Here is a 13,040-nt window from a genome sequence, read left to right as displayed (position 1 = left end):
GGTTTTTTCATGCCCCCGCCAACGCGCCGTGCTCAGGCGGCAAGCAGGCTCCCGGCGATGAAGTCCACGAAGGCCCGGAGCTTGGGTGACAGCTGGCGGCTGGACGGCCACAGCACCCGCAGCATCGTGCGGTCCTGGTTGTAGTCGTCCAGCACGCTGACAAGCGTGCCATCGTCGAGCTGGCGCCGGATGGAAATATCCGGCACGCAGGCGATGCCCAGGCCCTGCTCGGCGAAGCACACCTGCGGCTCCAGCGTGTTGGTCACCATGCTGGCCTGCCGCTCGACCCCGATCCCGGCCGGCTGGCCATCGCGGCACAGCGGCCACGGCTGCAGCTTGCCGGTGTTGGGGTAGCGATACAGCAGGCGGTCGTGGCGGGCGAGATCCTCGGGCTCGCGCGGCAGCCCCGCTCGCCGGAAATAATCTGGCGAGCCAACCATCACCAGCCGGAACGAGCCGATGGTGCGCGACATCAAGCGGGAATCGTTGGGCTCTCCCGTGCGGATCACCGCATCGAAGCCCTCCTCGATCACCTCCACCAGCCGGTCCGTGCAATCGATCTCCAGTTCGACCTCGGGATAAAGCCGCTTGAACTCGGCGAGCCGGTTCATGAACGGGGTGCCGATCGACGGCAGGCTGATCCTCAGCTTGCCGCGCGGCGCGCTCTGCGTCTGCGAGAGCTCCATCTCCGCCGCCTCGACCTCGCCAAGGATGCGCCGGCAGCGCTCGAGAAACAGGGCGCCCTCCGGGGTCAGGCTGACGTTACGGGTGGAGCGATGGAACAGCCGCACGCCGAGGCGCGCCTCCAGCCGCACGATTGCCTTGCTGACCGCCGAGGACGAAATGCCCAGCTGCTGGCCCGCCACGGTGAAGCTGCGGGCTTCCCCTGCCCTGACGAACACGCCAAGCGAACCCAGGCTATCCATTGCCGACCTCCCGATGATGGCTTCGATGACGCCGATGCTCCGATGGCTTCGATGTCTGACAGATTTGATTACTGACTGATCTGTCAGATATGTTTGGAACTATAGCCCATTGTTCATTAGTCCCGCACAGACAATACTCGCCCCATTCTGTTGCCCGGGAAATGGGAAGAAATGAGAACCAACATGCTGACAATGAACAACACCGCGGCGGCGGGCACGGACCGCCTGCCGCTGCCGGCCCTGCTTGCGCTTGCCATGGCGGGCTTCCTGACGCTGCTCACGGAGACCATCCCCGCCGGCATGCTCTCCCGCATCAGCGAGGGCCTGGGGGTATCCGAGGCGCTCGCGGGCCAGTTCGTGAGCCTCTACGCCATCGGCTCGCTGGTGGCGGCCATCCCGCTCACGGCGGCCACGCAAGGCTGGCGCCGCCGGCCGTTGCTGCTGGCCGCGCTGGCCGGGCTGCTGGTCTTCAATACGCTCACCGCACTGGCGCCCGGCTACGTGGTGGCGCTGGTGGCGCGCTTCCTGGCGGGCATGGCGGGCGGCCTGATCTGGGGCATGCTCGCGGGCTATGCGCGGCGCATGGTGCCGGATCACCTCAAGGGCCGCGCACTGGCCGTGGCCGGCGTCGGCGCGCCGCTGGCCCTGTGCCTGGGCATGCCGTTCGGCACGCTGCTGGGCAACACGCTGGGCTGGCGCGCCGCGTTTGGTGCGATGTCGGTCCTGGCGCTGGCCGTGATGGCGTGGGTCGCGCTGAGAGCGCCGGATTACCCAGGCCAGGCGGCGGGCAAGCACATGCCGGTGCGCCGGGTATTCTCGACCCCGGGCGTGCGGCCGGTCCTGGCGGTACTGGCCTTGTGGGTAATGGCCCACAATATTCTCTACACCTATGTCATGCCCTTTCTCGTGCCAGCCGGGCTGGCCGGGCAGGTGGATATCGTGCTGCTGGTGTTCGGCGTAGCGTCGCTGGGCGGCGTATGGGTCAGCGGCCTGCTGATCGACCGCATGCTGCGCGTGCTGGTGCTGGCAAGCCTTGCGCTGTTCGCCATGGCCTCGCTGGCGCTCGCCATCGGCGGCAGCCATCCGCTCGTGGTCTATCTGGCCGTCGTGACCTGGGGCCTGACCTTCGGCGGCGCCCCCGCCTTGCTGCAGACCGCATCCGCCGAGGCGGCAGGGCCCGGCGCGGATGTCGCGCAATCGATGCTCGTCACCACCTGGAACCTCGCCATCGCGGCCGGCGGCATCGTCGGCGGCGTCCTGCTGGAGACGCACGGCGCCGGCGCGTTCCCGTGGGCGCTGCTTGCGTTGCTGGTGGTAGGGCTGTTGATTGCGTGGGCCTCGCGCGGGCATGGGTTCCCGGCGCGCGGCCCGGCGTAGCCTAGCGCGCCGCGCTGCGAGCCCTAGGGATTCTTGAGCCGTCGCCCAGGCTTGGGCGGCGGCGCCTGCAGGCTCACCAGCAACCGCCCGAACTCGCGCGCGGCCGGCGTCTTCTCGCCGTCGCTCCAGATCAGCGCAAAATCCGCTGCCGGCAGGGCCGGCAAGCCGTACTGGCCATCGACTACCTTCATCCCTGGCTTCAGGTCGCCGCGGATCTGCACCGAGGCGCCGAGCCCCGCCAGTACCGCGGTGCGGATGCCCTCCTGGCTTGGCGACGTAAACGCCACGTGCCACGGTATGGCGGTGCCCTCCAGTGCCGCCACGCCCACCTGCCGGTTGACGCACGGCGAGGGCGACAAGGCGAGCGGCAACGACGCACCCGGTGCGACCTCGAAGGCCTGGGCGGCGGCCCACACGAACTGCGTGTGCTGCAACACCGTGCCGCCCTCCCCGCCTGGCGCCGACAACACCACGGCAAGATCCAGTTCGCCGGCCTTGATCATCGCGCGCAAGTCCAGGTACGTGCCCACGTTCACATCGAGACGCACCGCGGGGAATGCCCGGGCGAAGCGCGACAGCAGTTGCGGCAGCCGCTCGCCCAGGAAGGTTTCCGGCACGCCGAAGCGCACCACGCCGCAAACGGGAGAGGGCTGGAACCGGCGCGACAGAGCATCGAGCGAGGCCAGGATCTGCTCCGCGTGCTGGAGAAAATCGTTGCCGTCCTCGGTCAGGGTCAGGGTGCGCGTCGTACGGTACAGCAACGGCCGGCCCACCTGCTCTTCGAGCCGCCGGATCTGATGGCTGACCGCGGACTGCGTCAGGTGCAGCCGCTGCGCCGCGCGCGTGAAGCCGCCGGTTTCCTTGACGGCGACAAAGGCCCGCAGCAGTGTCGGATCGAAATCCATGGTCCCTTATTTATGATGAATGCTAATGAATTGGAAGAAATTAGATCATTTCTATCATAGCGAGGACTCGCCCACAATGTGCGCCAAGACCGGCGTCGAGCACGACGCCATCCGTTCCCCGCAACCGGATTCGCCTGGAAAGCACCATCGATGCACCTCACTCATTCCCGTAAAAACCAAATGGCATTGGCCGCGGTCTGCCTGGCCGCGCTGATGTTCGGCCTGGAGATCTCCAGTGTGCCGGTCATTTTGCCCACCCTTGAGCACGTCCTGCATGGCGGCTTCGGGGACATGCAATGGATCATGAATGCCTACACCATCGCCTGCACCACGGTGCTGATGGCGGCCGGCACGCTGGCCGACCGCTTTGGCCGCAAGCGCATGTTCATCCTCGGCATTGCCTTGTTCGGCCTCGCCTCCCTGATCTGCGGCCTGGCGCAAAGCGCCGCCGTGCTGATTGCCAGCCGGTTTCTCCAGGGCATGGCCGGCGGCGCGATGCTGATCTGCCTGGTGGCGATCCTGTCGCATCAGTTCCAGGAAGGCAGGGAGCGCAGCAAGGCCTTTGGCGCATGGGGCATCGTGTTCGGGATCGGCCTGGGTTTCGGGCCCATCGTTGGCGGCATGATCGTTGCCGTATCCAGCTGGCAATGGGTGTTCCTGGTTCACGTCCTGCTGGCCATCCTGACCCTGGCGCTGGTCTTCGCGGGCGTGGAAGAGTCCCGCGATCCACAGGCGGGCAAGCTCGATATCGCGGGCATCGTCACGCTGTCGCTGGCCGTTTTCGGCCTGGCATACCTGATCACGCAGGGGCCGGAGGCCGGCGTTTCCCGCGCCGCCGCAATCGGCATGACGGCCGCGACGGTGGCCAGCTTCGTCGCTTTCCTGCTTGCGGAAACATTCAATCCGCATCCGATGTTCGATGTTTCGGTGTTCCGCAGCCGCAACTTCTCGGGCGCGCTGCTTGGCTCCATGGGCATGAACTTCAGCTTCTGGCCGTTCATGATTTACCTGCCGCTTTATTTCCACGGCGGCCTGGGCTACGGCAGCGTGGCCGCCGGTTTGTCCTTGCTGGCTTACACACTGCCCACGCTGTTGTTTCCGCCGCTGGGAGAGCGGCTTGCGCTGCGCTACGGCGCCGGCAGGGTCATTCCCCTGGGCTTGTTCACGATCGGGCTGGGCTTCATGCTGATGAAGCTCGGCAGCGGCCTGGCGCAGGCAAGCTGGCTGACCCTGCTCCCGGGTTCGCTGCTGGCCGGCATCGGCCTGGGCATCACCAACACGCCGGTGACCAACACCACCACCGGCTCGGTCCCCAGCAGCCGCGCGGGCATGGCGTCGGGCATCGACATGAGCGCGCGGATGATCTCGCTGGCGGTCAATATCGCGCTGATGGGATTCATCCTGGTCGCGGGGATCTCTGCGTATCTGAAGCGTGCCTTTCCGGGGGCGTTCGATGCGTTGCAGTTGCGCGCGCTGGCGCAGCGCATTGCCGCGGGCAACCTGGATGCGCCCGGTGACGCCTTCGCGCAACTGCCCGCGCTGGACGCGTCCGGCGCCGCGCTGCATGCGGCGCTGGTCCATGGCTTTGGCTCTGTGATGCTGTATGGCGGGATTGGTGCCTGGGTCCTCGCCTTGCTCAGCCTGATGATGTTCGCCCCCGGCAAACGAGGGCGTCAGGCGGCTGCCGACCCCGCGGGCCGCTGCGCCTAGAAGTCCCCCTGCGGCAGCTACCTGACGCAGGGGGATGCCCGGTACGCTCAGCCGCCTCCCCGGGTCGGCACGCCGGCGATGGCCCAGGCCGACGATTCACGCCGTGCCGGGCATGGAATCGCGCACGCCTTGCGCCCCGCGAACTCGCTGGCCATGCGGGCCAGGTCGATTTCCCAGCCGCGCGCTTCGAGCGCCTTGAGCGTCTTGCGAAAAGCGATCTGCAAGCCGTCCGAGCGCACCGACACTTCCTCCTGCCAGTCGTCGGGCGTGTGCTGGGGGCAAACCCGGGACAGCACGGCATGGTCCTGCTCGAAGATGCGCAGGTTGCCGCGGCGGGTGCGCGCGTCAAGCAGCGCGCTCTTCATGAAGGTACGGCCCATCATCCACAGGGTGCGCGTGCGTTTGGCGTCGACCGGCAGGTGCGCCGAGACGATGCGGATCTCCCAGCCGGGACGGGGCTCGAGCCGCAGCGTGGTGCACGGCCCGGAGAAGTGGTAGCCCGGCGTGGTGTAGACCGGCACCCGGCCACCGTCCGCCCCGCGGGCGAGCCACGCCAGCCAGGAACGGCGCCGTGGGCGGTACATGCGCATGCGCGCTTCGCCCTGCCACTCGCCTGCCTCTACCGTGAAGTCGTCGATCTCGGGATGCGCGGGGTCGCCGAAAGCCGTGCCATGCACGAATGGCGCGTGGGCAAAGTCCAGGCCGTTCTCCATCACGCGGTCCCAGCTGGCATCCCAGTCGAAATGCCCGCGCACCAGCCGGAAACGGGGATCCTCGGCCCAGGACAAATCGGGCAGCGGTGGCCGCTCCGCCGGCGGCAGGTCGCCCAGGAAGGCCCAGACCCAGCCAAAGCGCTCCACCGTCGGGTAAGCGTCCACGCGCGCCCGGGCGGGCACCCGCAGCCCCGGCTGGGCCGGGATATGCGTGCAGATGCCGTTGCCGTCGTAGCGCCAGCCGTGGTACGGGCACGCCACGTCGCCGGCCACCACGCTGCCATGGCTGAGCGAGCCCCCCCGGTGCGCGCAAACGTCGGACAGCACGCAGGCCAGGCCAGCGCTATCGCGAAACAGCACCAGCTTCTGGCCAAGCGCGGTCACCATGACTGGCTCGGCACGCACATCCGTTGAATGGCCCAGCACATACCAGAGATTCTTTAGCATCGGGATTGCCTTGAGAATGGCATTGAGGCTGGCGCCGGGGTCGCGAGATTGCCCTGGCGCCCTGGGAGCCTCGCCGCCGGATCGCGGCGCGCCGCGCCATGGCGGTTCGACCGGATTGGGCGCCGCTGGTTTCGGAAGTGCCGCGACGCAGCATGGATTTGCTGCAGTGCGATAGATACAAACTACCGGAATTCGGGATCGAAAGCCGCTGCTTAATAGGGCGATTCAATTGGCGGGCTTGCGCCTGCGTGCCTAGATTTAGGTTCCAGGCAACAAGACGGCAACGGACGAGGTGACTCATGCGGCGTGATGCAAAGACCCGGTCGGAGTTGATGGCCATCCTGAACCAGTTCCTCAACAACAATCCGGAGTGCGGCGAGTGCGAACTGCATGCCATGCGAGTCCACCAGCCTGACCACACCGGTTGCAACTGGAGCGCGGAAGTCGATTTCCCGCGCGAGGAGGAGGACCATTTGCCAACCCGGCTGGCCGCGGCCAAGTCCATCATCGTCGTGATGCGCGAGCAGTACAACATGCTGCAATAGCGGCAATAGCGGCAACGGGACAGGGCGGGACAGGTTTTCCGGGCCGGCGGAACTGCTTCACAAGCCGGTCAAAAAAACGGGGCTCCAGAGGAGCCCCGTTTTCATTGGGCGGCGGCCGGCGAGCCGGCCGCGCCGCCGGATCAGCGCACCGCGTTGGCTTCGGCCACCGCTACCGCCGTCATGTTGACGATGCGGCGGGTGGTCGCTTGCGGGTTGAGAATGTGCACCGGCTTGGCCGCGCCCAGCAGGATCGGGCCAATGGTGACGCCTTGCCCGCCCGTGATCTTGAGCAGGTTGAAGGCGATATTGGCTGCATCCAGCGTCGGCATGACCAGCAGGTTGGCGCTGCCGGCCAGCTTGGTGCCCGGCAGGAAGTGACGGCGCACGTCCTCGACCAGGGCGGCGTCGCCCTGCATCTCGCCTTCCACTTCCAGGTGCGGCGCCTCGCGGGCCAGGATCTCATGGGCCGCGCGCATCTTCTTGGCCGACGGGCGGTCCGACGAGCCGAACATCGAGTGCGACATCAGCGCCACCTTCGGATGCTGGCCGAAACGCGCGATTTCCTCGGCGGCCAGCTGCGTGATGGCGGCAAGTTCCTCGGCGGTGGGATCGTCGTTGACGAAGGTGTCGGTGATGAACAGCGTGTACTTCTCGAGCATCAGCGCGTTCATCGCGGCGAACACCTTGGCGCCCGGCGCCAGGCCGATCACGTCCCGCACGTGCTCCAGGTGGGCTTCGAAGCGGCCCACGGTGCCGCACAGCATCGCGTCGGCGTCGCCCATATGCATCAGCATGGTGCCGATCAGCGTATTGGAGCGGCGCAGCATCACCTTAGCCACGTCCGGCGTGACGCCGTCGCGGCCGCGCAGGCCGTGGTAGGCCTCGTGGTAGGCACGGTAGCGCGGGTCGTCTTCCGGGTTGATCAGCTCGAAGTCCGTGCCGGCCTTCAGGCGCAGGCCGGCCTTGTCGATGCGCATCTGGATCACGTGCGGGCGGCCGATCAGGATCGGACGGGCCAGGCCTTCGTCCACCACGGTCTGCACCGCGCGCAGCACGCGCTCCTCTTCGCCCTCGGCATAGACCACGCGCTTGGGCGCGGCCTTGGCTGCCGTGAACACCGGCTTCATGATCAGGCCGGTGTGGTAGACGTACTGGGTGAGCTGCTGGCGGTAGGCTTCCAGGTCCTTGATCGGACGGGTGGCCACGCCGGACTCCTCGGCGGCCTTGGCCACCGCCGGCGCGATCTTCTCGATCAGGCGCTGGTCGAACGGCGTCGGGATGATGTAGTCCGGGCCGAACTTCAGTTCCTGGCCACCGTAGGCGGCGGCAACGGCGTCGTTCAGCTCGGCTTCGGCCAGGTCGGCGATGGCCTTGACGCAGGCCAGCTTCATGGCTTCCGTGATCTTGGTGGCGCCGCAATCCAGCGCGCCACGGAAGATGTACGGGAAGCACAGCACGTTATTGACCTGGTTCGGGTAGTCCGAGCGGCCGGTGGCGATGATGCAGTCCGGGCGCGCGGCCTTGGCCACTTCCGGGCGGATTTCCGGCTCGGGGTTGGCCAGCGCCAGGATGATGGGCTTGTCGGCCATGGTCTTGACCATCTCGGCGCTCAGCACGCCGGCGGTCGAGCAGCCCAGGAACACGTCGGCGCCATTGACGATGTCGGCCAGGGTGCGGTTCGAGGTGTCTTGCGCGTAGCGCGCCTTGTTGGGTTCCATGTTGGCGTCGCGGCCCACATAGATCACGCCCTTGGAGTCCACCACCGAGATGTTCGAGCGGGTCACGCCCAGGCTCACCATGGTGTCCAGGCAGGCGATGGCCGCGGCGCCGGCGCCGGAGACCGCCAGCTTGACCTTGGCGATGTCCTTGCCGACCACCTTCAGGCCGTTGAGCAGCGCCGCGCCCGAGATGATGGCGGTGCCGTGCTGGTCATCGTGGAAGACGGGGATGTTCATGCGCTCGCGCAGCTTCTTCTCGATGTAGAAGCACTCGGGCGCCTTGATGTCTTCGAGGTTCACGCCGCCGATCGTCGGCTCCAGCGCGGCCACGATCTCGACGATTTTGTCCGGGTCGTGCGCATCGAGCTCGATGTCGAACACGTCGATGCCGGCGAACTTCTTGAACAGGCAGCCCTTGCCCTCCATCACCGGCTTGCCGGCCAGAGGACCGATATCGCCCATGCCGAGCACGGCGGTACCGTTGGTGATCACTGCCACCAGGTTGCCACGCGAGGTGTACTCGGCGGCCATCGCGGGATCCTTGGCGATCTCCTCGCAGGCGTAGGCCACGCCCGGGGAATAGGCCAGGGACAAGTCGCGCTGGTTGGACAGCGCCTTGGTCGCGTTTACCTGGATCTTGCCCTTGGTCGGGCTGCGGTGGTATTCCAGCGCGGCCAGGCGCAATTGCGCTTCAGGACTGTTGGGGGCATGTTGCGGTGCATCACCGCCGGTCTTGCTGGTCATTATGCTCGTCCAGGAAGTGGCCCTGCCAGTGCCCGCCGAGGCTGCGCCGGTCGTATCCGGCGTGGCTTGCCGGAATCTTCCATTGCAGCTTTCAAAGACGGGCTCCGGCGGCTCGGGCCGAAAAATCGAGCCGTCATTCTAGCTCACCCAAGCCCGGCGCGAAGCCCCTCCCACTGGGGCATCCAGGGATTTGAGGCTTTTCGCCGGGCAATTCAGTTTTTACCGCCGCACAGGCAATGCCTTGCTTGTTGCTTGCTTGTTGCTTGCTTGTTGCTTGCCACCTGCTACTTGTCATTCGGGTCCAGCGGCAATGTCACCCGCCTTGGCCGGCCACTCTCCGCCGGGAACTGCACGAAGGCGCTACGGATCAGGTAAGGCATCGCCGCCTGCAGGGACGACCCCTCCGCGCGGTGGTTCGCCGTGACCTGGTAGACCCGGCGGCCGCTGGCGGCATCCTTGAAAAACACGCGCAGCGTGGACTGGGTGACCGGCACATCGCGCACCGTGGTCACCGGCGGCCAGTAGCCCGGGCCACCCCAGCCATACGGGCCCCAGGGGCGGTAATAAGGCCCCCAGTAAGGGCCGGGATAAAAGCCGGGGCCCCACGGGTCGACGTAGTTGGTCTCCTGGATCCGCACCAGCCGCGAGTTGCTGTCGTACTCCATGCTGACCAGGTAATGCGCCTGCGGCCGGGCCACCTGCTCAAAGCCGATTCCGGAGAGCGCCTGCGCCAGCCACTGCTCATAGGTCTGGTCCTCGAGCTGCGCCTCCTGGCCGCTGGCGCGATCGAAGGCATAGGTGCGCGGCGGATCGTTCTGCCAGTCGCCCTGGCGGAAGGCCGTCACCTCCGTGGTGACGGTGCTGGCGCAGCCGGACAGCAGCGCCACGCCGAGCAGCGCCGCGCTCGCCATCAGGCGGCCGCCGCGCCAGCCTTCGCCGGCTATCCGGCCCCAATCCTTACCAAGCTTCGCCAGCTTCCCGAGCGTTGCCAGCCATCGTTTCGGCATCATGCCCCTCATCGATTCGTTGTCCATTGTGTGACTCAGACCGTGCCGGGACGGCGGAATTCCACCGCGATCCGCCAACGGCGCCGCGCGCCCGAGCCGGGGCGCCCGCGCTTGGCTACAATGGGTTCTTCAGTGCCGTGGCACGCGGCCCGGCAGCGGCTCCCACCCTGCCCGCCTGCCGTGACCATGGCGACCTTGCCGCCCCAAGTGGCCCTCAGAGGACAGGATTCCTTCATGCTGCGCACCGACACGCCCGTTACCGTCCATCGCAAAGACTATACTCCGCCGGCCTTCGCTTTTGAGCACGTCGACCTCACCCTCGAGCTCGACCCGGCGCGCACGGTGGTTACCAATATCCTGCGCTTCACGCGCCAGGCACCCGGCCCGCTGGTGCTGGCCGGCGAGGCACTGGAGCTCGTCGGGGTCCGCCTCGACGGCAAGCCGCTGGAAGGCGCGCAGCAGACGCCCGACAGCCTGACGCTGCCCGAGCTGCCCGCGCAAGGCACGCTGGAAATCGTCACCGCCTGCCAGCCGGCCGCCAACACGTCGCTGTCCGGCCTCTACGTTTCCAACGGCAACTTCTTTACCCAGTGCGAAGCCGAGGGCTTCCGCAAGATTACCTATTACCTGGACCGCCCCGACGTGATGTCGACCTTCCGGGTCACGTTGCGCGCGCAGCGCGCGGCCTACCCGGTGCTACTGTCCAACGGCAACCTGATCAGCGAGCGCGAGCTGCCCGGCGGCCGCTTTGAGGCTGTCTGGGAAGACCCGTTCAAGAAGCCCGCCTACCTGTTCGCACTGGTGGCCGGCAAGCTGGAATGCATCGAGGAGCGGATCCTGTCCGCCTCCGGCAAGGAGAAATTGCTGCAGGTCTGGGTGGAGCCGCAGGACCTGCCCAAGACCCGCCACGCCATGGATTCGCTGATCCACTCGATCCGCTGGGACGAGCAGCGCTTTGGCCTGGAACTGGACCTCGACCGCTTCATGATCGTCGCCGTGGGCGACTTCAACATGGGCGCGATGGAGAACAAGGGACTCAACATCTTCAACACCAAGTACGTGCTGGCCAATGCCCAGACCGCCACCGATGCCGATTTCGGCAATATCGAATCCGTGGTCGGGCATGAGTACTTCCACAACTGGACCGGCAACCGCGTGACCTGCCGCGACTGGTTCCAGCTCTCGCTCAAGGAAGGCCTGACGGTGTTCCGCGACCAGGAATTCTCGGCCGACATGATGGGCTCCGAATCCGGGCGCGCGGTCAAGCGCATCGAGGACGTGCGCATGCTGCGCCAGGTACAGTTCCCCGAGGATGCCGGCCCCATGGCGCATCCGGTGCGCCCCGACAGCTACGAGGAAATCAACAACTTCTACACGGTGACGGTGTACGAGAAAGGCGCCGAGGTCGTGCGCATGTACCAGACCCTGCTAGGCCGCGACGGTTTCCGCAAGGGCATGGACCTGTACTTCCAGCGCCACGACGGCCAGGCCGTGACCTGCGACGACTTCCGCGCCGCCATGGCCGACGCCAATGGCCGCGACCTGACGCAGTTCGGCCGCTGGTACAGCCAGGCCGGCACGCCGGTGGTCGCCGTGCGCACCGCGTGGGATGCGGCCACCGGCACCCTGGCGCTGACGCTGTCGCAGACGTGTCCCAAGGTCGGCATCGAGACGCGCCCCGGCACGCCGGACAAGCTGCCCTTCCATATCCCCTTTGCACTGGGGCTGATCGACGCCAGCGGCGCCGACCTTGCGCTGCAGCTCGAGGGGGAAAGCCAGCCCGGCGCCACCACGCGCGTGCTGGATTTCACCGAGGCCGAGCAGACCTTCCGCTTCATCAACCTGCCGCGCGGCGCCGAGCCGCCGCTGGCGTCGCTGCTGCGCGACTTCTCCGCGCCGGTCATCATCGACGCCGAGTACAGCGAAGCGCAGCTGACCTTCCTGCTCGCGCACGACAGCGATCCGTTCAACCGCTGGGAGGCCGGCCAACGCCTGACCACCCGCGCGCTGCTGCAACTGGTGGCCCAGAGCCAGGCCGGCCACGAGCTCCAGCTCGACCCGGTGCTGGTGGCCGCGCTGCGCACCGTGCTCAACGACCAGCAGCTCAGTCCCGCCTTTCGCGAGCAAGCCTTGACGCTGCCGGCCGAGGCTTACCTCGCCGAGCGCATGGGCGTGGCCGATCCGGCCTCCATCCACCGCGCCCGCCAGTTCATGCGCGAGGCGCTGGCGCGCGCGCTCAAGGCCGACTGGCTGGCCGCGTTCGAGGCCAACGCCACGCCGGGCGCCTACAGCCCCGATGCGGTGTCCGCCGGCAAGCGCGCGCTGCGCAACCTGGCGCTGGGCTACCTGGCCGACAGCGGCGACGCCGCCATGCAGGCGCTGGCCGAAGCGCAATACAATGCGGCCGACAACATGACGGACCGCTTCGCCGCGCTCAGCGCCATGGTCAACACCTTTGCCCCCGGCCGCGAGGCCGCGCTGGCCGATTTCTACCAGCGCTTCGAGCAAGACCCGCTGGTGATCGACAAATGGTTCTCGCTGCAAGGCACGCAGCGCGGCACCGTGGGGCCGCAAAGCGCCGGCCACAAAGGCAAGCACACCATCGACACGGTGCGCGCGCTGATGCAGCACCCCGCCTTCAACCTGCGCAACCCCAACCGCGCGCGCTCGCTGATCTTCAGCTTCTGCGCGGCCAACCCGGCCCAGTTCCATGCCGAGGATGGCTCGGGCTACGCCTTCTGGGCCGAGCAGGTGCTGGCGCTGGACGCCATCAACCCGCAAGTGGCGTCCCGCCTGGCGCGGGTGATGGATCGCTGGCAGAAGTACGCCCTGCCGCTGCGCGACCGCATGCGCGCCGCGCTGGAACAGGTGGCGCAGGCCAGCGAGCTGTCCCGCGATGTGCGCGAGATCGTGAGCAAGGCGCTGGCGCCGTAAGGCTGCGCCGGGCT

The 13,040-nt window shown here is 67.3% G+C and carries 9 protein-coding genes; 4 read left to right on the top strand and 5 right to left on the bottom strand.

Going from position 1 to position 13,040, the window contains the following annotated elements:
• Window positions 1–32: 32 nt before the first annotated feature.
• Window positions 33–926: a LysR family transcriptional regulator gene (locus A9975_RS31285; RefSeq protein WP_183036124.1), complete on the bottom strand. Its 894-nt coding sequence runs from the start codon at window positions 924–926 to the stop codon at window positions 33–35.
• A gap of 183 nt (window positions 927–1,109) precedes the next feature.
• Here A9975_RS31285 and A9975_RS31280 point away from each other — a divergent pair, with 183 nt between their 5' ends.
• Window positions 1,110–2,303, top strand: coding sequence for an MFS transporter (locus A9975_RS31280; RefSeq protein ID WP_220810955.1), 1,194 nt, complete (start codon window positions 1,110–1,112; stop codon window positions 2,301–2,303).
• 23 nt (window positions 2,304–2,326) lie between these two features.
• Here the strand turns inward: A9975_RS31280 and A9975_RS31275 are convergent, their stop codons facing one another.
• The gene (locus A9975_RS31275) at window positions 2,327–3,208 is read right to left on the bottom strand and encodes a LysR family transcriptional regulator (protein ID WP_183036122.1); all 882 of its coding nucleotides are present in this window, start codon (window positions 3,206–3,208) and stop codon (window positions 2,327–2,329) included.
• A 150-nt stretch (window positions 3,209–3,358) separates the two neighbouring features.
• Here A9975_RS31275 and A9975_RS31270 point away from each other — a divergent pair, with 150 nt between their 5' ends.
• Window positions 3,359–4,918 (top strand): MFS transporter, encoded by a 1,560-nt coding sequence (locus tag A9975_RS31270; RefSeq protein WP_183036121.1) that lies wholly within the window; start codon window positions 3,359–3,361, stop codon window positions 4,916–4,918.
• Between the two features lie 47 nt (window positions 4,919–4,965).
• On the opposite strand, the gene A9975_RS31265 is transcribed toward A9975_RS31270, so the two are convergent.
• The gene (locus A9975_RS31265; RefSeq protein WP_183036120.1) at window positions 4,966–6,078 is read right to left on the bottom strand and encodes an aromatic ring-hydroxylating dioxygenase subunit alpha; all 1,113 of its coding nucleotides are present in this window, start codon (window positions 6,076–6,078) and stop codon (window positions 4,966–4,968) included.
• Window positions 6,079–6,377: 299 nt separating this feature from the next.
• Between A9975_RS31265 and A9975_RS31260 the strand changes: the two genes are divergently transcribed.
• Entirely contained in the window at window positions 6,378–6,623 is a 246-nt protein-coding gene (locus A9975_RS31260) for a hypothetical protein (protein WP_043344643.1), read from the top strand.
• A 140-nt stretch (window positions 6,624–6,763) separates the two neighbouring features.
• Here A9975_RS31260 and A9975_RS31255 read toward each other — a convergent pair whose 3' ends face one another.
• Window positions 6,764–9,085 carry an NADP-dependent malic enzyme gene (locus A9975_RS31255; protein ID WP_183036119.1) on the bottom strand — a complete coding sequence of 774 codons (2,322 nt, stop codon included), beginning with the start codon at window positions 9,083–9,085 and terminating at the stop codon, window positions 6,764–6,766.
• A gap of 284 nt (window positions 9,086–9,369) precedes the next feature.
• On the bottom strand, window positions 9,370–9,996 hold the full coding sequence (locus A9975_RS31250) for a DUF4136 domain-containing protein (RefSeq protein WP_255504133.1): 627 nt from the start codon (window positions 9,994–9,996) through the stop codon (window positions 9,370–9,372).
• Window positions 9,997–10,326: 330 nt separating this feature from the next.
• On the opposite strand from A9975_RS31250, the gene pepN reads away from it, so the two are divergent.
• Window positions 10,327–13,026 carry an aminopeptidase N gene (pepN, locus tag A9975_RS31245; RefSeq protein WP_183036117.1) on the top strand — a complete coding sequence of 900 codons (2,700 nt, stop codon included), beginning with the start codon at window positions 10,327–10,329 and terminating at the stop codon, window positions 13,024–13,026.
• The last annotated feature ends 14 nt before the right edge of the window (window positions 13,027–13,040 follow it).

This window comes from Cupriavidus sp. UME77 (genome assembly GCF_014170355.1).
Classification (GTDB): Bacteria; Pseudomonadota; Gammaproteobacteria; order Burkholderiales; family Burkholderiaceae; genus Cupriavidus; species Cupriavidus basilensis.
This window is presented reverse-complemented; position numbering and strand designations above follow the sequence as displayed.